The organism is Streptomyces tremellae, from assembly GCF_039540215.1.
GTDB classification, from domain to species: domain Bacteria; phylum Actinomycetota; class Actinomycetes; order Streptomycetales; family Streptomycetaceae; genus Streptomyces; species Streptomyces tremellae.
In genome coordinates this window covers 105,136-127,606 of record NZ_BAABEP010000010.1, presented here as the reverse complement: position 1 = coordinate 127,606, position 22,471 = coordinate 105,136, and the positions used below count along the sequence as shown (strand labels likewise).

The following is a 22,471-nucleotide window of genomic DNA, read 5'->3' as shown; positions in this document are numbered from 1 at the left end:
CGGGGGCCCCGGGCGCGGGTGCGCCAAGCGCGGAGAGCGCAGGGCGCGGAGAGCGCAGGGCGCGGAGGCACCGGTGCGGGGCCCCGGCTGCGGAGGGGGCCCCGAGGGCGGGGCCAGGGTGCCGGGGCCCCCGATGCGGGCCCCGGGTGGGGCCCCGGGCACGGAAGCGCCGAGGACGCGGGCGCTGCGCAGCCGGGCGGGGGCAGCGCGCAGCCGGACGCGGGCGGGCGCTCGGCGCGACCGGGTCCTGGTCCGGCTCTTGACGCTCCCGGGCTGCCGCGTGAGGCTACCTGCGCGTAGCGCAACCCTGGAGGCGAACGCCACACCATGACCACCAGCAGCCCGCGGCCCACCCGCCGGACGGTCGCCACCGGCCGGCTCACCCTCGACGTGGCGGAGTACGGCTCGCCAGGCCCCGACCGCCCCACCGTCCTCCTCGTCCACGGCTATCCCGACAGCAAGGAGGTGTGGACGCCGGTGGCCAGGCGCCTCGCGCCCCGCTTCCACGTCGTCCTCTACGACGTGCGCGGACACGGCCACTCCGCCGCACCGCACCCGCTGCGCGGCGGCTTCACCCTCGACCGCCTCACCGACGACTTCCTCGCCGTGGCGGACGCGGTCAGCCCGGACCGGCCCGTGCACCTCGTGGGCCACGACTGGGGGTCGGTGCAGGGCTGGGAGTTCGCCACGAGCGGGCGGACCCGGGGCCGCGTCGCGTCCTTCACCTCCCTCTCGGGCCCCAGCCTCGACCACCTCGGGCACTGGCTGCGGGACCGCGCCGCGGAACGCACGCCCCGGGCCGCCGCCCGCCTCCTCTCCCAGGGCGCCAGGTCCTGGTACGTCTACGCGCTGCACACCCCCGCCCTCCCCGAACTCGCCTGGCGCGGCCCCCTCGGCCGCCGCTGGCCCGCCCTGCTGCGCCGCGCCGAACACCTGCCCCCGAGCGGCACCGCCGGCGACGACGGCACCGCCAAGGACACCGCGGACGAGGACGGCGCATATCCGGCGCCGACCCTCCCCGAGGACGCCGCCAACGGCGCCTGGCTCTACCGCGACAACGTGCGCGCCCGCGTGCGCCACCCGCGCCCCGACGCCCACGCCCACGTCCCGGTCCAGCTCGTCATGCCCACAGGCGACCCGTACCTCTCGCCGGCGCTCTACGACGACCTGGACCGCTGGGTCCCCCGCCTGACCCGCAGGACCGTACGGGCCGGACACTGGCTCCCCCGCACCCGCCCCGACCAAGTCGCCACCTGGATCGCCGACTTCGTCACGGACCACGAGTCCCCCGAGCGCTCCGGCCCCCTGACCGCCCCCGCAGGGAAGCCCACAGCCCCCCACGGCACCGACGAGGGCGCGGACCCGCAGGGAGCGGACCGGGAGGCCGCAGGCCCGGACGGCGGGCGCGTCGAGCGGTGGCCCGCAGGGCGGCAGGCCGCCGCCGCGGCCCACTTCGCCGGCCGGCTCGTCCTCGTGACCGGCGCGGCGAGCGGCATCGGCCGGGCCACCGCGCTGGCGTTCGCACGGGCCGGCGCCCGTGTCCTCGCCGTCGACATCGACGGCGAGGGCGCCGCCCGCACCGCCCGCGAGGCCCGCCTCGCGGGCGCCCGCGAGGCGTGGTCCGAGGCGGTCGACGTCGGCGACGAGCAGGCCATGGAGCAGTTCGCGGCCCGGCTCGCGAGCGACCGCGGCGTGCCCGACGTCCTCGTCAACAACGCGGGTGTCGGCCTGTCGGGCTCCTTTCTCGACACCACCGCCGAGGACTGGCGCACGGTCCTCGACACCAACCTGTGGGGCGTGATCCACGGCTGCCGGCTGATCGGCCGGCTCATGGCCGACCGCGGGCAGGGCGGCCACATCGTCAACACCGCGTCCGCCGCGGCCTTCCAGCCCTCGCGCGCCCTCCCCGCGTACGCCACCTCCAAGGCGGCCGTGCTGATGCTCAGCGAGTGCCTGCGGGCGGAGCTCGCCGGGCGGGGGATCGGTGTGACGGCCGTCTGCCCGGGGTTCGTCAGCACCGGCATCACCGCCACCGCGCGCTTCACCGGGGTGAGCGCGGAGGAGGAGGAGCGCCGCAGGCGCCTGGCCACCCGGCTCTACGGGCTGCGCGGCTATCCGCCGGAGCGCGTCGCCGAGGCCGTCCTGCGCGCCGTCGTGCGGAACGAGGCCGTCGTGCCCGTCACCCCGGAGGCGCACGGGCTGCGCGCGCTCGCCCGGCTGTCCCGCGGCGCGCGGGCCGCGATCGCGCGGACGGAGCCGCCCCTGTGACGGGCGGCGCACCGGCCGGGGGCCCAGACCACCGCCCCCTCGCCCCGCGGAAGGTCGCCTTCGACTGGCGCGGCACGCCCCCGCACTGGATACCCGGCGAGCCCCTGGCCTCCCATGTGGTCAACGTCCTCCACCTGTTGCTGCCCGCGGGGGAACGCTGGTTCGTGCGGGTCTTCAGGGAGGCGCTGCCCCGTGTTCGGGACCCGGAGCTGCTGGCCCGGGTGAAGGGCTTCATGGGACAGGAGGCCACCCACAGCGTCCAGCACGCCCAGGCGCTCGACCACTTGGGCGCGCGGCACCTGGACACCTCCGCCTTCACCTCGCGGGTCGACGGCCTCTTCGAGCGGCTGCTCGGCGAGACCCCGCCATGGTGGGTGCCGCTGCCCAAGAGCCGCTGGATCCTGTACCGGTTGGCGTTCGTCGCGGCCATCGAGCAGTTCACCGCCGTGCTCGGCGACTGGGTGCTCGCGGCCGAGGGCCTCGACCGCGCGGGAGCCGACCCGGTCATGCTCGACCTGCTCCGCTGGCACGGGGCCGAGGAGGTCGAACACCGCTCCGTGGCCTTCGACATGTACGAGCACTGCGGGGGCGGGGAGCCCCTCAGATACGTGCGCAGGGCGGGCACCATGTGCGTCACCGTGCCCGTACTGCTGTGGTTCTGGATCCGCGGCACGGCCCATCTGCTCGACGGCGACCCCGAACTCCCGCAGGGCCGCTCGGCATACTCCCTTTCCGGCCACAACAGGGCCATAAGAAAGGGACTGTTGCCGTCATGGAGGCTCCTCGGGGCCGCGGTACCGCGCTACTTCCGCCACTCGTACCACCCCTCCCAGGAGGGCTCGACGGCGGCGGCCCTGCGCTATCTCTCCCGTACCCCCGTGCACAGAGGGATCCCTGACTTGGCCTCACCCGAGGTGTAGTGAACACGCGTTGGCGAACGCACTTGTCCCGCACGACTCTTGCCCCCGAATCCCCAAGAGGTTTCCGTACCACCCCAGTTTCTCAAATCCACCGACATCCCGGCCGGTTATCCACAGGCACGCCAAGAACCCTGTGGATAACGCGCTTTGACTGTGGATCAAACCTCTTTCCTGCCCACACTTTTGTGAACACCTGAAAAGCAAGCGCCGGCGTCCACGGAACAGCGGCACGCCGGCGCCCTGGACGGAAAAGGAACCGCGAGGCGGCCCGGGTCGGCGTCCGCCGCGGGCGTCAGGTCGTCCCGGGGTCGACGCGCTCGCCCTGCACGCGGCAGAGCCCACCTCCCACCGCACGCCCAACGGCGTCCAACTCACGGCGGCCGTACCACCCCGCTGCCTGCGCTTCCGCTGACGGGCAGACGGGCAGACGGGCAGACGGCCACGGGCAGACTCGCCCTGGCCGGCGGACGGCCGCGGGCCCGCCCCGGCCCGGCGGGCGGTCACCGCCGGACCGCCCTCCCGGCGGCCTCAGGCCCTCTGCCCCACCGGCGCCACCAGCGCGAACAGCGCGTGCTGCGGGTCCTCCACCACGGCGAGCCTGCCGACCTTGTCCAGGTCGAACGCCGGCACCCGCAGCGTGCCGCCCGCACGCACCACCGCGTCGACCGTGCTGTCGACGTCGTCCACCGCGAAGTGCACGAGCCAGTGCGGGGGCGTGCCCTCCGGCATGTTGTGCATGTCCTGGACCCCGCCGATCACACGGCCCTTGACCTGGAACCCCGTGAAGCCGGGCATCCCCGGCATCGGCTCGCACGTGAGCCCCAGCGCCCGGTAGAACTCGCCCGCGCCCTGGATATCCGTGGTGATGAGCTGGTTCCAGATCAGCGCACCGTGCTCGTTGACGATGCCCGCACCAGGGAACCCCTCGGCCTGCCAGAGGCCGAACACCGCGCCCTGCGGATCCGCGCCGACCATCATCCAGCCCAGCTCGCCCACCTGCATCGGCGGCACCAGGAGCGCCCCGCCCTCGTCCACGACCCGGCTCTCCGTGCTGCCGATGTCGGCGCTCGCGAAGTACGTCGTCCAGGTAGGCGGCGGGGGCGGCTCGCCGCCCCCTGACATGGCCCGCATGATCCCGGCGACCGGCCTGCCGCGCTGGGTGCACACCGAGTATCCGCCGTACTCCTCCGGGCCCACCTCGCCCTGCCAGCCGAACAGGTCGCGGTAGAAGTCGAGCGCCGCCTGCTGGTCGGGCACCACGAGGTCGATCCAGCACGGCGTCCCCGGCTGGTAGGGGTCGGTGACTTCAGGCATCTGCCGCCTCCATGCGGGTGTCCGCCCCGGTCAAGACCGCGGCACACCGCGTCGCGCACCGCACTTCCACCCTCCCCCGCACCCGCCGCCCCCGCAACCAGTACGGCGCGGGCACGGCCCCGGCGCCGACGGCGGCTCCGTACGCGTCGTCCCGCGCACCCGTACGCGTCGTCCCGCGCACAGGGACCACGTGGACGAGGGCGCCGCGCTGGGCACGCGGACGGCACAGGGAGGAACGGACGGCACGGGAAAGGAACGGACGGCATGGGAAGGATCAGGGTCGGCACGTGCTCGTGGACGGACAGGGAGCTGGTGCCCGGGGGCTGGTACCCGCCGGGCAGCCGGGACGCGGCGGGCAGGCTGCGCCACTACGCCGCCGTCTTTCCCGTCGTCGAGGTGGACGCCACGTACTACGGCCTGCCGAGCACCCGCAACAGCCTGCTGTGGGACGAGCGCACCCCCGCGGACTTCCGCTTCGAGGGAAGGCGTTCTCCCTGCTCACCGGCCACCCGACCCGTCAGGCCGCGCTCCCCGCCGACCTGCGCGCCACGCTGCCCGCGCGGCGGGGCACGGACGGCGTCGACCCCGGTCTGCTCGACGACGTGTGGGACCGCTTCAGCGGCGCGCTCGAACCGCTGCGCGCGGCCGGTCGGCTGGGGACGCTGCTGTTCCAGTTCCCCCGGCGGCTCGCCCCCGGCCCCGCGGCCACCGCGTTCCTGCACCGGTGCAGGGAGCGGGCAGCCGGCTGGCCCATGGCCGTGGAGTTCCGGCACCCAGGCTGGTGACGGCAGGACCGCGCGGCGGAGACGGCGGCGCTGCTCGCGGACGGCGGGATGGCTGCCGTGGCCGTCGACATGGCGCAGACGCTGGAGTCCTCCGTACCGCCCGCCCTGCCGGTCACCTCGCCGCGCCTCGCGGTGGTGCGCTTCCACGGCCGCAGCGAGGCGTGGGGGACCGGCTGCAAGAAGGACAGGTTCCGCCACGCCTCCACACGCGACGAACTCGCCGAGTGGATCCCCCGCGTCCGCGCGTCCGCGGAACAGGCGCGCGAGGTCCACGCCCTCTTCGACAACTGCTGCGGCGACGCCGCGGTCCGCGCCGCCGCCTCCCTGCGGGCCCTCCTGGACGCCCCACCCCCGGCACCGTCCTGACGCCCGGCCCGCCCGAACGCCCCCGTATCGTCGGCCCCATGCGTCTGAGTACCGTGATCCTGCCGATCCACCGCTGGTCCGAGGGCCGGGAGGCGTGGCGGCGCGCCGAGGAACTCGGCTTCCACACCGCCTACACCTACGACCACCTCTCCTGGCGCTCCTTCCGCGACAGGACCTGGTTCGGCGCCGTCCCCACCCTGACCGCGGCGGCCACCGCGACCACGGCCCTCCGCCTCGGCACCCTCGTCACGTCCCCCAACTTCCGCCACCCGGTCACCCTCGCCAAGGACCTGATGACCCTCGACGACATCTCCGGCGGGCGCGTCACCCTCGGCGTCGGCGCGGGGACGACCGGCTTCGACGCCACCGCGCTCGGGCAGGAGCCCTGGTCGCCGCGCGAACGCGCCGACCGGCTCGCCGAGTTCGTGACGCTGCTCGACCGGCTGCTGACCGAGCCGGCCGTGACGCACCGGGGCGCGTACTACTCGGCCGACGAAGCACGCAACATCCCCGGCTGCGTGCAGCGGCCCCGGCTCCCGTTCGCCGTCGCCGCCACCGGACCGCGCGGGCTGCGGCTCGCCGCACGGCACGGGCAGGCCTGGGTGACCACCGGCGACTCCAGGCTGTTCGAGACCGGTACGCCGGAGCAGTCGCGGGCAGCGGTCCGCGGACAGATCGAACGGCTCGGCGCCGCCTGCGAGGACATCGACAGGAACCCGGACGAGTTGGACAAGGTGCTGCTCACCGGCTTCACCCCGGAGCGCGACCTGCCCCTGTCGTCGGTGGACGCCTTCGTGGACTTCGCAGGGCGCCACGCGGAGCTCGGCATCACCGAGATCGTCGTGCACGCCCCGGTGCCCGACTCGGACTTCGACACCGATCCCGCGGTCTTCGAGCGGATCGCCGCCGAGGCGCCCGGACAGCTCGGCGGCTGAGCCGTAGCGATGGGTGGGACGCGGGTCTGACCTGCCAGGACGCCGTCAAGGGGGGATCGGGAGTCCCTGGACAAGTGAGGCCTTCATCCGGTTCGCGCACCGGCCGACAGTGGTGTGTACGGGAGGCCGTACGGGACGCGTGACCAGCACGCGACCGGCCTTCCGCACCACCGGGAGAGCCACTCATGACCACTGCGTCCACCACCCCCGCAGGCACCGGGACGATCGCGATCGTCACCGGCGCCAACCGCGGTCTCGGCCGCGACACCGCGCTGCGGCTCGCCGAGGCCGGCACCGACCTGATCCTCACCTACCGCTCGCACGAGGACGAGGCCGCCTCCGTCGTGGCCGAGGTCGCCGCGCTGGGCCGCACCGCCCACGCGGTCCGACTCGACACCGCCGAGGTCTCCGGCTTCGGCGCGTTCGCCGACACCGTCCGCGGCCTGCTCAAGGAGCACTGGGCCAGGGACGACTTCGACTTCCTGGTCAACAACGCGGGATCCATCGTGATGGCCCCCTTCACCGAGATCACCGAAGAGGGCTTCGACCAGATGGTGAACGTGCACCTCAAGGGCGTGTTCTTCCTCACCCAGACCCTCCTGCCCCTGATGGCGGACGGTGGCCGCATCATCAACGTGTCCACCGGCCTCGCCCGCTTCACGGTCCCGGGCATGTCCGCGTACGCGTCCATGAAGGGCGGCGTCGAGGTCCTCACCCGCTACCTGGCCAAGGAGCTCGGCCACCGCGGCATCACCGCCAACGCCGTCGCGCCGGGACCGATCGCCACGGACTTCGGCGGCGGCTCCGTACGGGACGACGAGGCCACGCGGTCCGCGCTCGACAGCATGACCGCCCTCGGCCGCGTGGGCGTCGCCGAGGACATCGGCGGTGTGGTCGCGGCCCTCCTCGACCCGCGCACCCGCTGGATCAACGGCCAGCGCGTCGAGGCGTCCGGCGGCCACCTGCTCTGACCGGCGCGGCAGCACCGGGAGGGCGGAGAAGGAGGAGACTGAGGACATGGACCGAGCACAGCTGGCGGACTTCCTGCGCACACGCCGCGAGGCGCTGCAGCCGGAGGACGTGGGCCTGCCGCGCGGCGCCCGCCGCCGCACCCGCGGCCTGCGGCGCGAGGAGGTGGCCGCCCTGAGCGGCATGTCCGCGGACTACTACACCCGGATCGAGCAGCAGCGCGGGCCCCAGCCCTCGGAGCCCATGCTCGCCGCCATCGCACGCGGCCTCCACCTCTCGCTTGAGGAGCGCGACCACCTCTTCCGGCTCGCGGGGCACAACACCCCCAGGCGGGAGCTGGTGGGGGACCACGTGAACCCGGGAGTCATGCGCATCCTCGACCGCCTGGCCGACACCCCCGCGCAGATCGTGAACTCGCTCGGGGAGACGCTCAGGCAGACCCGGCTCAACGTCGCGCTGTTCGGCGAAGAGACCCAGTACACGGGGCTCGACCGGAGCATCTACCACCGGTGGTTCACCGACCCGTACGCCCGCAGGGTCTACCCGGAGGCGGACCATCCGCGGCACAGCCGCGTCTTCGCCTCGCAGCTGCGTGCCGTCTACTCCAGGCAGGGCGCGAACTCCCCGGCAGGGGAGATCGTCGACGCGCTGCTCGCGAAAAGCGAGGAGTTCCGCGCCGTGTGGGCCGCGCACGAGATCGGCATGGTCCACACCTCGCAGAAGCGGATCACCCACCCCGACCTGGGCCTCCTCGAAGTGCACTGTCAGGTGCTGCACGACGACACCCAGTCGCAGGTGCTGCTGGTCTTCACCGCGACGCCGGGTTCTGAGAGCCACGCGAAGCTGCGCCTGCTCTCCGTGACGGGTGACCGCAGCCCCGTGCACTGACCGGCACGGCCCGTCGTGCACTGCCCGCCCGGTGCGTACCGGGCGGCCCCCGCACGCATCGGTCCGCGCGCCCGGCGCCCCGCGCGCGGCCCCGTGGGCCCCGGGCCCGCGCGGGCCCGCCCCGCGGAGTGAGCCCGGACACGCACCGGGCCGCCCCGTCGCCCCGTACGGGAGAATGACGGGGTGATCTCCGACCCCGTGCCCTCCGCCGAGGCGACCGAGTCGCCGCTGCCCGCCCGTCCCCGTCTCATAGCCACCGACCTGGACGGCACGCTGCTGCGCGACGACAAGTCCGTGTCGGACCGCACGGTCGCCGCGCTCGCCGCCGCCGAGGCCGCGGGCCTCACCGTGCTGTTCGTGACCGGCAGGCCGCCGCGGTGGATGGACGTCGTACGCGACCACGTCCACGGGCACGGGCTCGCCATCTGCGGCAACGGAGCCGTCGTGGTGGACCTGCATACCGGCGTCCCCACGCAGGTCAGGCCGCTGCCGCACCCCGTCGCGCTGGACGTCGTACGGGAGCTGCGCGCCGCCGCGCCCGGCACGTCGTTCGCCGTGGAGTTCACGGACGGCATCACCTACGAGCCCGCGTACCCGCGCTTCCCGCTCGACCCCGGGACTCTCGTCGCGCCCGCCGAGAAGCTCCTCGACGCGGGCGTGCGGGACGGCGGCGGCGAGCCCGCGCCGGTCGTGAAGCTCCTCGCCCACCACCACGACCTCACGCCTGACGGCTTCCTCACCCTCGGCAGGACCGTCGCGGGCGACCGCGCCTCCTTCACCAGGTCGGGCCCGTCCGCCCTGATCGAGGTGAGCGGCTACGGCGTCACCAAGGCGAGCACGCTGGCGCTGTGCTGCGCGGAGCGCGGCATCTCGGCGGACGAGGTGGTCGCGTTCGGGGACATGCCGAACGACCTGGAGATGCTGACCTGGGCAGGCACCTCCTACGCCATGGGCAACGCGCACCCGGACGTACTCGCCGCGGCGAGCGACCGCACGACCACCAACGAGGAGGACGGCGTGGCCGCCGTCATCGAGGAGATCCTCACCCGCCACGGCTGACCCCCCGGGACGCGCGGGACCGGCACCGGCGCCGCCCGCCGGCCAGCACCAACGCCGCCCGCCTGCCCGGCACCGGCCACCCGCCGACACACGCGGGCCCAGAACGGGCCACCCGCCGATGCACGGGGCCCCCGGCGCCACCCGCCGACACACGCGGGACCGGCACCGGCGCCGCCCGCCGGTACCCGCGGGCCCGGAGCGATACGCGCGGGCACAGCGGGGCCGCCCCGCTGGGGCGCGCAGACCCCGCACGGGCCACCCGCCGATACGCGCCTACCCCGCGCCGGTGCCCTCGCGGGGGCCCGCGGACCCAGTGCCGGTGACCCGCCGGGGCGCACGGACCGGCACCGGTGACCGGCCGGAGCGCGCGGGCCCGGTGCGATACGCGCGGGGCCAGAGCCACCCGCTGGCACGCACAGCCCCGCGCGGCCCCCGCCGGAGCGCGCAGGTCCGGCACCGCGGGCTCGGGCCCGCGGTCAGTCCGCGCCTGTGCCGAGCGGTGCCTGCCAGAGCACCGTCGTGCCCGCGCCGTCCACGCCGGTCTCCACGCTGCTCGAACCGCCGAGCGCCTCCGCCCGCCTGGTCAAATTCCGCAGGCCGCTGCGTCTGCCGCCCTCCGGCACGCCGACCCCGTCGTCCGCCACGGTCAGCCGGACCGCGGGCGTGCCGTCGGGCAGCGCGGCCGTGGCGTCCACGGTGACCTCGATACGGCCGGCGTGCGCGTGCCGGAACGCGTTCGACAGCGCCTCCCGCAGCGCGGCGATCAGGTTCCGGCCGGCCGGCTCGCCCACCGCCGAGTCGACGTCCCCGACGAACCGGACCGCGGGCACGAACCCCAGCGGTACCGCGGCCGTCTTGATCTCCCGCAGGACGCGCGTGCGCAGCCCCGCCGGCTCCTCCGACGTGTCCTGCTGGAGCGCGAAGACGGCCGTACGGATCTCCTGGATCGTCACGTCCAGTTCGTCGATGGCCCGTCCGATGCCCGTACGGACCTCGGCGGATTCCTCGTCCTTCCGGCCGCCCTCCAGCATCATGCCGGTCGCGAACAGCCGCTGGATGACCACGTCGTGGAGGTCGCGGGCGATCCGGTCGCGGTCTTCGAGCACGGCGAGCCGCTCCCGGTCGCGCTGGGCCTCGGCCATCATCAGCGCGAGCGCGGCCTGCGAGGCGAACTGCGCGGCGAGGATGCGCTCCGTCTCGGTGAACCGCCGCGCCCCCCGCGCCCGCGGCGTCGCGAGCGCGCCCAGGACACGGCCACCGCTCTCCAGCGGCAGCAGCATCACCGGGCCGTACGAGTCGGCCAGGTCGCTCCTGCTCGACTCGGTCGCCGCGTCGTCGAGGAAGACCGACTCGCCGTCGAGCAGCGCCGAGACGATCGGGCTGTCCTCGGGGAAGACCGCACCGAGCCTGCTCCCCGGCGTGTCGGCGCAGACGGCGACGATCTCCAGGCCGCCGCCCTCCGCGGGCAGCAGCACGATCCCCGCGTCGGCCTCCGCGAGGCGCCGTGCCTGCTCCGCGACGACCGTGAGCGGATCGGCCGCGTCGCCCGCCTCACCGCGCGAGAGGAGCGCGGTGGTGACGGCGACCGACCCGTCGATCCACCGTTCGCGCTGGCGCGCCGCCTCGTAGAGCCGTGCGTTGCCGATCGCCATGCCCGCGGCCGTCGCGAGGACGCGCATCATGTGCAGGTCCTGGCTGCTGAACTCGGCGCCGTCCCGCCGGTCCGCGAGGTACAGGTGGCCGAAGATCCGGCCCCGGACGCGGATCGGCACGCCGATGCGCTCCAGCAGGTCCCCGGCCCTGCCGTAGGTGACGAACTCGCGGTAGTCGTCGCCCGCCTCGTCCATCACGCCGATCGCCGTGTACCGGGCGCCGGAGAGCTCCGCCGCGATGAGGCAGATGCGGTCGAGGGTGGAGCGCAGTTCGAGATCCGTGCCGATCGCCCGCATCGCCTCAAGGAGCCCCGGCACACCGGCACTGAACTCGGCGGCTGGTTCCGCGGCGGGAGGCTCGGAGGTCATGGAAAGAGACTAATCAGGACGAATCACCCAGGAAAGTCGACCGATGCCCGTCCCGCGGCCGGCATCGCGTCCCGGCCGCGGGACGAGCGGGCGCCTCACGCCGCCCGCCCCGCGAGCAGCGCTCCACCCGCCTGGTCCCCCGCGCGCTCCCGCTCGACCATCCGCCGCAGCGGCCCCTCCTCCGCCGCCAGCCGTGCGTACGGGCCCCGCTGCACGACACGCCCGGCGTCGAGGACGATCACCTCGTCCACCGCTTCGAGGCCGTGCAGCCGGTGCGTGATGAGGAGGGTCGTACGGCCCTCGGTCGCGGCCAGCAGATCCGCCGTCAGGGCGTCGCCCGTCGCCGTGTCGAGGTGCTCCGCGGGCTCGTCGAGGACGAGGACGGGGAAGTCCGCGAGGAGCGCGCGGGCCAGCGCGAGGCGTCGGCGCTGGCCGCCGGAGAGCCGCGCGCCGTGCTCCCCGACGAGGGTGTCGAGGCCCTGCGGCAGCCCGTCGACCCAGTCGAGGAGCCGCGCGGCCCGCAGGGCGTCCCGCAGTTCGTCCTCGGTGGCGTCCGTACGGGCGAGGCGCAGGTTCTCCCGTACGGAGCTGTCGAAGAGGTGCGCGTCCTGGGCGCAGAGCCCGACGAACCGGCGCACCGCGTCGCCGTCGAGGGTGCGCGCGTCCACGCCGCCGAGCCGCCAGCGCCCCTCGCCGGGGTCGAGGAACCGCAGCAGTACCTGGGCCAGGGTCGTCTTGCCCGCCCCCGAGGGGCCGACGACGGCGACCCTGCGGCCCGCGGTCAGCGTCAGGTCGAACCCGGTGAGCGCGTCGCGCGCGGCACCCGGGTGGCGGGCGGTCACACCGTCGAGGCGCAGCGGGAACGGCGTGGCAGGCGGCGCGACCGGGTGCTCGGGCTCCGCCACGGGTACGGGCGCGTCGAGCACGTCCCGCACCCGCTCGGCGCTGCGCCGGGCGCGGGTACGAAACCGCACCGCGAGCGGCAGCCCCGCCACCGCCTCGAACGCCGCGAGCGGGATCAGGACGACGACCGCCAGGTCCACGCCGGGCAGCCGCCCCGAGGCGACGGCGCCGACACCGGCCACCGCGGCGGCGGCCACGGTCAGCCCGCACACCAGCGCCGACAGCCCGGCCCCGAGCGCGGTGGCGGCGGCGCCGCGGGACGCGAGCGAGGTCAGCTCCCCGTCCGCGGCACGGGCCGCGCGCAGCCGGCGCGGCAGGGCGCCCGCGACGGTGATCTCGGCGACCCCGCGCAGGAGTTCCGCGACCTGGACGGCGAGGGCGCCGCGCGCGGGCGCGAGCCGCTGCTCGGCGCGGCGGGCGAGCGCGCCGCTGAGCGCGGGCACGGCGAGACCCGCGACGAACAGCCCGGCCGCGAGCACCAGACCCGCCTCGGGCAGCAGCCACGCCGTGAAGCCGACGGTCGCCGCGGACACCAGCGCCGAGGCCCCGACCGGCAGCAGCCACCGCAGCCAGTAGTCCTGCAGCTGGTCCACGTCGGCGACGAGCCGCGTCAGCAGGTCCCCCCTTCGAGTGGTGCGAAGCCCGGCGGGCGCGATGCGTTCGAGACGCCGGTAGACGGCGACGCGGACCCCGGCGAGCAGCCGGAGCACGGCGTCGTGCGACACCAGGCGCTCCGCGTACCGGAACACGGCGCGGCCGATGCCGAAGGTACGCGTCGCGGTGACCGCGACCATCAGATAGAGGACGGGCGGGTGCTGCGAGGCCCGCGAGATCAGCCAGCCCGACACTCCGAGCAGCCCGATGGCCGAGCCGAGCGCGAGGCTCCCGAGCACCAGCGCGAGCAGGAGCCGCCCCCGCAGCGCCCCCGCCCCACTCCGCACCCAGGCAAGCGCCCCGCGCCCCGCGCTCGGGTCCACCCCGTCCGCCTGGGCGGCCGTCTCCGGGGTCGACCCGGCGGGTGCATCCGCCGGGTCGAGCCCCGAGACGGCCCGGCCCGCGCTCGCGTCCGCCCGCGCGGACCGCGAGTCCGCGCGGACCACGGCCGAGCCCTCCCGCACGACGGGCACCGCCACCACCGCGGGCGGCCCTTCCCCGGCGGCGGACGTGCCCGCCACCGGCGCGCTCAGGGTCACCACCCGGTCCGCGGCCGCGAGCAGCGCGGGCCTGTGGGCGACCAGCAGGACGGTGCGGCCGGCCGCGAGGCGGCGTACCGCGTCCACGATCGCGGCCTCCGTCGCGCCGTCGAGTGCGGCGGTCGGCTCGTCGAGGAGCAGCAGCGGCCGGTCGGCGAGGAACGCGCGGGCCAGCGCGAGCCGTTGCCGCTGCCCCGCGGAGAGCCCCGCGCCGTCCTCGCCGAGCGCGGTCTCCGCGCCGTCCGGGAGCGCCGCGACGAAGGCGTAAGCGCCCGCGTCCCGCAGCGCCGCCCACACCGCGGCGTCGTCCGCGTCCGGCCGGGCGAGGCGTACGTTCTCCGCGATGGTGCCCGCGAAGAGATACGGGTTCTGCGGGACCCAGGCGATCTGTTCGCGCCAGCCCGCCGGGTCCACGTCCGCCAGGTCCACGCCGCCGAGGCGGACCGTCCCGGAGTCGGGCCGGGTGAAGCCGAGCACGACGTCGAGCAGGGTGGACTTCCCGACGCCGCTCGGCCCGGCCAGTGCGACGGTCTCGCCCGGCAGGACGTCGAGCGTCGCCCCTGCGGGCGACGCGGCGGCGCGGCCCTCGTGGCGCACGGCGACGTCCCGCAGTTCGAGGTGGACAGACGCGGGCACCACCGTCCCGCCGCCCCGCGGCGCCTCGTCCTCCAGGACGGCGAAGATCTCTTCCGCCGCGGAGAGCCCCTCGGCCGCCGCGTGGTACTGGGTGCCGACCTGCCGGATCGGCAGGTACGCCTCGGGCGCGAGCACCAGGATGACAAGGCCGGTGTAGAGGTCCAGGTCACCGTGGACGAGCCGCAGGCCGACCCCGACGGCGACGAGCGCCACCGACAGCGTCGACAGGAGTTCCAGTGCGAAGGAGGAGAGGAACGCGATCCGCAGCGTGCGCAGGGTCGCCTGCCGGTACTCGTCGGTGATCCGCCGGATCGACTCGGCCTGCGCCTTGGCCCGGCCGAAGACCTTGAGGGTCGGCAGCCCCTCGACGACGTCGAGGAAGTGCCCGGAGAGCCGGGTCAGCAGCCGCCACTGCCGGTCGGTGCGCGCCTGGGTGACCCAGCCGATGAGCGCCATGAAGACCGGGATCAGCGGCAGGGTCACCACGATGACCGCCGCGGAGATCCAGTCCTCGGTGGCGATGCGGGCGAGCACCGCCACCGGCACCACCACGGCGAGGCCGAGCTGTGGCAGGTAGCGGGCGAAGTAGTCGTCCAGCGCGTCGACTCCGCGGGTGGCGAGCGTGACCAGCGTGCCGGTGCGCTGCCCGCTGAGACGGCCCGGCCCGAGTTCCGCGGCCCGGGCCAGCAGCCTGCCGCGCAGTTCGGACTTGACCGACGCGCTGGTGCGGTGGGCGGCCAGCTCGGTCAGCCAGGCCACCAGCGCCCGCCCCGCCGCGACCGCCCCGAGCAGGGCCAGCGGGGTCAGCAGCGAGCCCGCCCCCCGGCCGTGGTGGAACGCCCCCACCACGACCTCGGCGATCAGCATGGCCTGCGCGATGACCAGCCCCGCGCCCACCGCGCCCAGTACCACCGTCGCGACGAGGAAGAAGCGGGTCGCGCGAGCGTACCTGAGCAGTCGGGGATCGATTGGTTTCACGTGAAACACCGGCTCCCGGTCAGTGGGCGCGGGCCGCGGGGACGGCCGTACCGGCCCCGCCCGCACCGGCGATGTGCTGGGTGCCGATCCGCTTGCGGAACACCCAGTAGGTCCAGCCCTGGTAGAGCAGGACGAGCGGCGTCGCGCACCCGGCGCACCACGTCATGATCGTCAGCGTGTACGGGGTCGACGCCGCGTTGGAGACCGTCAGGCTCCACCGGGGGTCGAGCGTCGACGGGAGCACGTCGGGGAAAAGCGTCAGAAACAGCGTGGTGACGACTCCGACCACCGCGAGCCCCGAGAGGGCGAACGACCAGCCCTCGCGCCCGCGTCCGGCCGCGACCACCGCGAGGACCAGCGCCACCACGGTGCCGACGACGGCGAACAGGGACTCGGCGTCGCCGCTGTCGACCTGCGTCCAGGCGAGGAAGCCGCCCGCCGCGACGGCCGTGGCCGCCCCGAGCCCGATGGCCAGCCTTCGGGCCCGCACCCGGATGTCACCGACCGTCTTCAGCGCCGCGAACACCGCGCCGTGGAAGGTGAACAGGAGCAGCGTCACCACGCCGCCGAGCAGCGCGTACTGGTTGAGCAGGTCCCCGAGCCCGCCGACGTAGTCGCCGTGCGCGTCGATCCGCAGCCCGTGCGCGATGTTGGCGAAGAAGATCCCCCAGACGACGGCAGGCAGCAGCGACGACCAGAAGATCGCGTGCTCCCAGTTGCGCTGCCAGCGCTCCTCGGGCCGCTTGGCCCGGTACTCGAAGGCGACGCCGCGCACGATCAGGCAGACCAGGATGAGCAGCAGCGGCAGGTAGAAGCCGGAGAACAGGGTGGCGTACCAGTCGGGGAAGGCCGCGAAGGTCGCGCCCGCCGCGGTGATCAGCCAGACCTCGTTCCCGTCCCAGACAGGCCCGATGGTGTTGATGAGCACGCGCCGCTCGGCCCGGTCCCTGGCGAGGAGTTTGGTGAGCACCCCGATGCCGAAGTCGAAGCCTTCGAGGAAGAAGTAGCCGGCCCACAGGACGGCGATGAGGATGAACCAGATGTCGTGGAGTTGCATGGCGGACCGGCTCCTCAGTACGAGAAGGCCATCGGCCGGTCGGCGTCCGCTTCTGCGCGGTCGCCACCGATCCGGGTGGGCGGGTGGAGATCGGACTCGGTGAGCTCGGGCGGCCCGGCCTTGACGTACTTCACCATCAGCTTGCCCTCGACGACCGCGAGGATCCCGTAGAGCAGGGTGAAGACGATCAGCGAGGTGAGGACCTCGGCGGTCGAGACGCCGGGGGAGACCGCGTCGGAGGTGCGCAGCACGCCGTAGACGACCCAGGGCTGCCGCCCGTTCTCGGTGAAGATCCAGCCCCAGGACATGGCGATCATCGGGAAGGTCATCGTGGCCAGGGCGGCGATCCAGTACCAGCGGGCCAGCCTGGGGTGGAGCGCCGTGCTGCGGAAGAGGACGAGATGCGGCACCTCCTCGGGGCCGGTCCGCAGGTGCGCCGGCAGCAGGAACTTCTTCCGGGTGAGCCACAGGCCGAGCAGTCCGAGGCCGAAGGAGGCCATGCCGAAGCCGATCATCCAGCGGAAGCCCCAGTAGGCGACGGGGATGTTGGGCCGGTAGTCGCCGGGCCCGAACTTCTGCTGTTCGGCCTTGTTGACGTCGTTGATGCCGGGGACGTGGGAGGAGAAGTCGTCGTTGGCGAGGAAGGAGAGCAGCCCGGGTATCTCCAGCTCGACGCTGTTGTGGCCCTTGGCGACGTCCCCGTAGGCGAAGACGGAGAAGGGCGCGGGCGACTCACCGTTCCAGAGGGCTTCGGCCGCCGCCATCTTCATGGGCTGCTGCTTGAACATCACCTTGCCGAGCTGGTCGCCGCTGAGCGCGGTGAGCAGGCCCGCGGCCACCACGGTGACCAGGCCGAGCCGCAGCGAGGTGCGCATCACCGGGATGTGCTTCTTCCGCGCGAGGTGGTAGCCGGCAATGCCGACCACGAACGCCCCGCCGACCAGGAACGAGGCGGTGAGCGTGTGCGCGAACTGGGTGAGCGCGGTGTTCTGGGTCAGGACGGACCAGAAGTCGGTGAGTTCGGCCCTGTGGGTCCTCTTGTCGATGCGGAACCCGGTCGGGTGCTGCATCCAGGAGTTGGCCGCGAGGATGAAGTACGCGGACAGGACCGTGCCGATCGAGACGATCCAGATGCAGGCCAGGTGGATCTTCTTCGGCAGCTTGTCCCAGCCGAATATCCACAGGCCCACGAAGGTGGACTCGAAGAAGAAGGCGATCAGCGCCTCGAACGCGAGCGGGGCTCCGAAGATGTCACCGACGAACCGCGAGTAGTCCGACCAGTTCATGCCGAACTGGAACTCCTGCACGATGCCGGTGACGACCCCCATCGCGATGTTGATCAGGAACAGCTTCCCCCAGAACTTCGTGGCCGTGAGGTACTTCGGGTTCTCGGTACGGACCCATGCGGTCTCCAGCCCGGCCGTGATGGCGGCGAGGGAGATCGTGAGCGGCACGAAGAGGAAGTGGTAGACGGTGGTGATGCCGAACTGCCAGCGGGCCAGAGTGTCCGGCGCCAAAGCGAGGTCCACGTCGTCTCTCCTTACATCGCCGTGGTCACGCGCGCCCCACCCGGCTCATGGAGGATCACAACCCCACAAACAAGAACGAACCAGGCGGGCTTGTGAATGCGTTCACATTCACAAGACCAGTATGGCGCAGCCCGCCACCGGATCGGCGGGCGGGGGTACGTCGCCTGAATCACATCTGGTCCACGTCACGTCCGCGTCGCGCCTTTTGGGCGGAATGGGGTCCGAGCCATCGGGACGTAAGCAGACAAAATACTCAAGTCGCCACGGCGACAGGGCCGGTGGGGGGCCGGGGCCGTCCACCCTGCGAAGGGCCGCCCAGGACGCCGCGTCCTGGGCGGCCCGTACGCCTGCGGCCACGGCGGCTACAGCACCGTGCGGAACTCCTCCGCCGCGCGCAGGAACAGGTCGTTCGCCTCGGACTCCCCGACCGTCACCCGCACGCCCTCGCCGGCGAAGGGCCGCACCACCACACCGGCGCGCTCGCACCGCGCCGCGAAGTCCAGCGTGCGCTCGCCGAGCCGGAGCCAGACGAAGTTGGCGTGCGTCTCCGGCACCGTCCAGCCCTGCCCGCGCAGCCCGCCGACGACCCGGTCCCGCTCCTTGACCAGCGCGTCGACGCGCAGGAGCAGCTGTTCCTCGGACCGCAGCGAGGCGACGGCCGCGTCCTGCGCGATCTGGCTGACGCCGAACGGCACGGCCGTCTTGCGCAGCGCGTCCGCCACGGGCTCGTGGGCGATCGCGAAGCCGACCCGCAGCCCCGCGAGCCCGTACGCCTTGGAGAAGGTGCGCAGCACCGCCACGTTCGGCCGGTCGCGGTAGATCTCGACGCCGTCGGGCACCTCGGCGTCGCGGTTGAACTCGCGGTAGGCCTCGTCCAGGACGACCAGCACGTCGGACGGCACCTTGTCGAGGAACCTCTCAAGCTCCGCCCTGCGCACCACGGTGCCCGTGGGGTTGTTGGGGTTGCAGACGAAGATCAGCCGCGTCCTGTCGGTGATCGCGGCGGCCATCGCGTCCAGGTCGTGGCCCTCGCCCGGGGTCAGCGGCACCTGCACGGAGGCCGCCCCCGGGATCTGCACGACGATCGGGTACGCCTCGAAGGAGCGCCACGCGTAGAGGACCTCGTCGCCGGGGCCCGATGTCGCCTGGACGAGCTGCTGGGCCACCCCCACGGACCCGGTGCCGGTCGCGACGTGCGCCGCGGGCACCCCCAAGCGGCCGGCCAGCTCCGCGGTGAGCTCGGTGCACGCCAGGTCCGGATAACGGTGCAGGCGCTCCGCCGAGGCGGCGACCTGCTCCATCACGCCGGGCAGCGGCGGATAGGGGTTCTCGTTGGAGGACAGCTTGTACGCGGTGGCGCCCGTGGGCGCCGGCCTGCCCGGCTTGTAGGTGGGGATGCCGTCCAACTGCGCCCGCAGCCGGGGACCCGTCTCGCTCACCACTGCTCCTCCTCGCCGTTCCCGCCCGCGCCGGCAGCTCCGCCGCGCGGGTGACCTCACCCTACGAGCAGACGGCCCCCGTGCGAACGGGGGCGGGCCGGGGCGGCGTCCGCCGCGCGCCCTGGCCCCGCGCGCCTGCGGGCCCGCGTGGCCCGTCCCACGGGCCCGCAGGGCCGGGGGGCGCACTTCTTCCTGGCGCGCGCTGGTGGCTCGCGCCGTGGCGCGCGTCCCCCGTAGTGGTGAGTTGAGACCTCTTCGAAACATGGCCCCCGCCCCAGGCATAAGCGGCCCGCGACATGGAAGATCGCCACACGATCCCGCAACTCCCTTTGCTTAGCAAGGCATTAGCGCTAAATGATCATGCAGAAACGTGCCTGCCAAGTGGTGCATTTGCGACACGCCCAACCACCGGTCCGCGCCCTACTATCGGCTCGCCATGACAGCAGCAGGGAAACACCAGGTGAGCCGGACGGACACAACGCGCAGAGGAGGCCGGCAGGGCGGTCGGGCCGGTATCCGTGACGTAGCCGCCGCGGCCGGTGTCTCCATCACGACCGTCTCCGACGCGCTCAACGGCAAGGGGCGGTTACCCGATGCCACCCGACGCCACGTCCGCGAGGTCGCGGAGCGCCTCGGCTACCGCCCCTCGGCGGCCGCCAGGACCCTCCGCACCGGCAAGTCGGGACTGATCGGGCTCACGGTCACCACGTACGGGGATGAACCTTTCACCTTCACCGAGTTCGCGTACTTCGCCGAGATGGCGCGTGCGGCGACCTCGGCCGCGCTCGCCCGCGGCTACGCCCTGGTGATCCTGCCCGCCACCTCCCAGCACGACGTCTGGTCCAACGTCGCGCTCGACGGCACCGTCGTCGTCGACCCGTCCGACCACGACCCCGTCGTCACGGAGCTCGTGCGCCAGGGGCTGCCCGTCGTCTCGGACGGCCGGCCCGCGGGCACGCTGCCCGTCACGGCCTGGGTGGACAACGACCACGAGGCAGCCGTACTCGACCTGCTCGACCACATGGCCGAGGCGGGCGCGCGCCGCATCGGGCTGCTCACCGGCACCACCACGGACACCTACACGCGCCTGTCCACCAGCGCCTACCTGCGCTGGTGCGAACGCGTCGGCCAGGACCCGGTCTACGAGGCGTATCCCGCGCACGACCCGTGCGCGGGCGCCGTCGCCGCGGACCGGCTGCTGGCGCGCCCGGACCGCCCGGACGCCGTCTACGGCCTGTTCGACCCCAACGGCACCGACCTGCTCGCCGCCGCCCGCCGCTACGGCCTGCGCGTGCCCGAGGACCTGCTGCTCGTGTGCTGCAGCGAATCGACCGTGTACGCGGCGACCGAGCCGCCGATCACCACGCTCTCGCTCAAGCCCCGCCGCATCGGCACGGCGGTGGTGCAGCTGCTGATCGACGCCATCGAGGGCGTCGCGGCGGACGGACCGCTCGAACGGGTGATACCGACCGAGCTGATCGTGCGCACGTCGTCGCAGCGGCGCCCGCCGCGCAGGACGGTCAGCGCGCCCCGCTCCCCGTCGAGCGACCGCCCCTGACCGACGCGTCCCGACGCGCCCGGCCGCCGGTGCGCCGTCACCCCGCGCGGACAGCCACCCGGCGCGAAGGCCGGGCCTCCGTGCCGGGGCCCGGAGCCGCTCCTCCCTGCCCCCGGAGCAGGTCCAGACCACCCCTTTCGGGGCGATCAGCGCGAAAAGAGCCGGTCGGCGGGCATCCGGTTCGGATTCACCACCCCTGGTGCGTCACACAGGAGGAGCTGCATTCCTATGATGGGCGCACGACACCGCGGGTCCCTTCCTCTCTCAGGTGGGCAGATCCCCGTCCGGCAGATCCGGGCCCGGCGGTGTACGGCGGCGGCGCGACGGTGGTGGAGGGGTCGATGACACAGGGGGCCGACGAGGAACCCGTGGTGCGTACGGCGACGTTGCGCGACTTCCGCGTGCCGCCCTACGCGCAGCAGGTTCCCGTGCAGGGCGAGGCGCCGGCCGCGCCGCAGGTCCCGCCCCAGGCGGCGCAGCCGCGTCTGGAGGACGGGCAGCCGGTCGCCCCCGCGCACCCGGGCGACGCGGTCCCCGACACCGAGCTGCCGGACGACTACACCCCGACCGAGCGCGACCTGCCGGTCCTCGGCGCCGACGAGGCGCCCGCGCCCACCGTCCGCATGCAGGTCGCGGAGGACCGGGCGGCCGAGCCCGCGCTCGGCCCGCTCTACGTGGTCGGCGACGTCCACGGCTATCTGGACGAGCTGCTCGCGGCGCTCGCCGAGCAGGGGCTCGTGGACGGCGAGGGCCACTGGTCCGCGGGCACCGCGCGCCTGTGGTTCCTCGGCGACTTCACCGACCGGGGCCCTGACGGCGTCGGCGTCATCGACCTGGTGATGCGGCTGTCCGCGGAGGCCGCGGCGGCCGGCGGCTACTGCAAGGCGCTCATGGGCAACCACGAGCTGCTGCTGCTCGGCGCCAAGCGGTTCGGCCCCACGCCCGTCAACTCCGGTGCGGGCACGGCGACGTTCCACGCCGCCTGGCTGCTCAACGGCGGCCAGCAGTCCGACATGGAGCGCCTCCAGGACGTCCACCTCCAGTGGATGTCCCGCCTCGACGCGGTGGCGGAGGAGGACGGGCACCTGCTGATGCACTCCGACACCACGGCGTACCTGGACTACGGGACGACGATCGACGACGTCAACGACACCGTCCACCAGATCCTCACCCGCAACGACGCCGACGAGTGCTGGGACCTGTTCCGCAAGCTGACCAAGCGGTTCGCCTTCCGCGACGACGGTCCCGACGCCGTGCGCGAACTGCTCTCCTCGTACGGCGGCAGCCGCATCGTGCACGGCCACAGCCCCATCCCCTACCTGCTCGGCGAGGTCGGAGCCGAGGACCCCGACGACGAGAGCGGCCGCTCGGGGCCCGTGGTGGAGGGTCCGCACGTCTACGCGGACGGGCTGGCCGTCGCGATGGACGGCGGCGTCACGATGGCCGGAAAGCTGCTGGTCGTCCAGCTCCCGCTGCACGACTGAACGGCCGGGAGCACCTGGCGCGCCGTGCCGCGGGGCGGTCGGCGGCCGGGCACAGGAGCAACCTCCGTCCGGCGCCCGTGAGACCGCCGAATCGACCGGCGGGTAGGCGATTTCGCGAAAATCCCTGTCACAGGGGGCCGGAACCGCTCTACCATCGGCGTATCCGTAG

The 22,471-nt window shown here is 73.9% G+C and carries 14 protein-coding genes and 1 pseudogene; 9 read left to right on the top strand and 6 right to left on the bottom strand.

What is annotated here, in order from left to right; genetic code table 11:
• Positions 1 to 327 precede the first annotated feature (327 nt).
• Both ABEA77_RS10695 and ABEA77_RS10690 read left to right on the top strand, forming a co-directional pair.
• Entirely contained in the window at positions 328 to 2,268 is a 1,941-nt protein-coding gene (locus tag ABEA77_RS10695; protein WP_345644523.1) for an SDR family oxidoreductase, read from the top strand.
• Positions 2,265 to 3,188 carry a metal-dependent hydrolase gene (locus tag ABEA77_RS10690; RefSeq protein ID WP_345644521.1) on the top strand — a complete coding sequence of 308 codons (924 nt, stop codon included), beginning with the start codon at positions 2,265 to 2,267 and terminating at the stop codon, positions 3,186 to 3,188. Before ABEA77_RS10695 ends, ABEA77_RS10690 begins: the two co-directional genes overlap by 4 nt.
• 528 nt (positions 3,189 to 3,716) lie before the next feature.
• Here the strand turns inward: ABEA77_RS10690 and ABEA77_RS10685 are convergent.
• A complete protein-coding gene (locus ABEA77_RS10685; RefSeq protein WP_345644518.1) occupies positions 3,717 to 4,502 on the bottom strand; it encodes a VOC family protein in 786 nt (261 codons plus the stop codon).
• A gap of 264 nt (positions 4,503 to 4,766) precedes the next feature.
• Between ABEA77_RS10685 and ABEA77_RS10680 the strand changes: the two are divergent.
• The 5 genes and pseudogenes from ABEA77_RS10680 to ABEA77_RS10660 all read left to right on the top strand — a co-directional run bounded on the left by ABEA77_RS10680 (position 4,767) and on the right by ABEA77_RS10660 (position 9,504).
• Positions 4,767 to 5,653, top strand: a pseudogene (locus ABEA77_RS10680) (DUF72 domain-containing protein).
• Positions 5,654 to 5,691: 38 nt separating this feature from the next.
• Positions 5,692 to 6,588 (top strand): LLM class flavin-dependent oxidoreductase, encoded by an 897-nt coding sequence (locus ABEA77_RS10675; protein ID WP_345644515.1) that lies wholly within the window; start codon positions 5,692 to 5,694, stop codon positions 6,586 to 6,588.
• Between the two features lie 185 nt (positions 6,589 to 6,773).
• Positions 6,774 to 7,559: an SDR family NAD(P)-dependent oxidoreductase gene (locus ABEA77_RS10670; RefSeq protein ID WP_345644512.1), complete on the top strand. Its 786-nt coding sequence runs from the start codon at positions 6,774 to 6,776 to the stop codon at positions 7,557 to 7,559.
• 46 nt (positions 7,560 to 7,605) lie between these two features.
• On the top strand, positions 7,606 to 8,445 hold the full coding sequence (locus ABEA77_RS10665) for a helix-turn-helix transcriptional regulator (protein WP_345644510.1): 840 nt from the start codon (positions 7,606 to 7,608) through the stop codon (positions 8,443 to 8,445).
• 183 nt (positions 8,446 to 8,628) lie between these two features.
• Positions 8,629 to 9,504 carry an HAD hydrolase family protein gene (locus ABEA77_RS10660; protein WP_345644508.1) on the top strand — a complete coding sequence of 292 codons (876 nt, stop codon included), beginning with the start codon at positions 8,629 to 8,631 and terminating at the stop codon, positions 9,502 to 9,504.
• Positions 9,505 to 9,980: 476 nt separating this feature from the next.
• Here the strand turns inward: ABEA77_RS10660 and ABEA77_RS10655 are convergent, their stop codons facing one another.
• The 5 genes from ABEA77_RS10655 to hisC all read right to left on the bottom strand — a co-directional run bounded on the left by ABEA77_RS10655 (position 9,981) and on the right by hisC (position 19,260).
• Complete coding sequence (locus ABEA77_RS10655) at positions 9,981 to 11,525, bottom strand: sensor histidine kinase (protein ID WP_345644505.1); 1,545 nt, start codon at positions 11,523 to 11,525, stop codon at positions 9,981 to 9,983.
• A gap of 95 nt (positions 11,526 to 11,620) precedes the next feature.
• A complete protein-coding gene (gene cydD, locus ABEA77_RS10650; protein WP_345644502.1) occupies positions 11,621 to 15,235 on the bottom strand; it encodes a thiol reductant ABC exporter subunit CydD in 3,615 nt (1,204 codons plus the stop codon).
• A 19-nt stretch (positions 15,236 to 15,254) separates the two neighbouring features.
• Positions 15,255 to 16,292, bottom strand: a complete 1,038-nt coding sequence (gene cydB / locus ABEA77_RS10645; RefSeq protein WP_345644499.1) for a cytochrome d ubiquinol oxidase subunit II — start codon at positions 16,290 to 16,292, stop codon at positions 15,255 to 15,257.
• A gap of 14 nt (positions 16,293 to 16,306) precedes the next feature.
• On the bottom strand, positions 16,307 to 17,821 hold the full coding sequence (locus tag ABEA77_RS10640; protein ID WP_345644496.1) for a cytochrome ubiquinol oxidase subunit I: 1,515 nt from the start codon (positions 17,819 to 17,821) through the stop codon (positions 16,307 to 16,309).
• Between the two features lie 362 nt (positions 17,822 to 18,183).
• A complete protein-coding gene (gene hisC, locus ABEA77_RS10635; protein WP_345644493.1) occupies positions 18,184 to 19,260 on the bottom strand; it encodes a histidinol-phosphate transaminase in 1,077 nt (358 codons plus the stop codon).
• Positions 19,261 to 19,696: 436 nt separating this feature from the next.
• Between hisC and ABEA77_RS10630 the strand changes: the two genes are divergently transcribed.
• A complete protein-coding gene (locus ABEA77_RS10630; protein ID WP_345644490.1) occupies positions 19,697 to 20,818 on the top strand; it encodes a LacI family DNA-binding transcriptional regulator in 1,122 nt (373 codons plus the stop codon).
• A gap of 341 nt (positions 20,819 to 21,159) precedes the next feature.
• The gene (locus ABEA77_RS10625) at positions 21,160 to 22,302 is read left to right on the top strand and encodes a metallophosphoesterase (protein ID WP_345644487.1); all 1,143 of its coding nucleotides are present in this window, start codon (positions 21,160 to 21,162) and stop codon (positions 22,300 to 22,302) included.
• Positions 22,303 to 22,471: the final 169 nt, after the last annotated feature.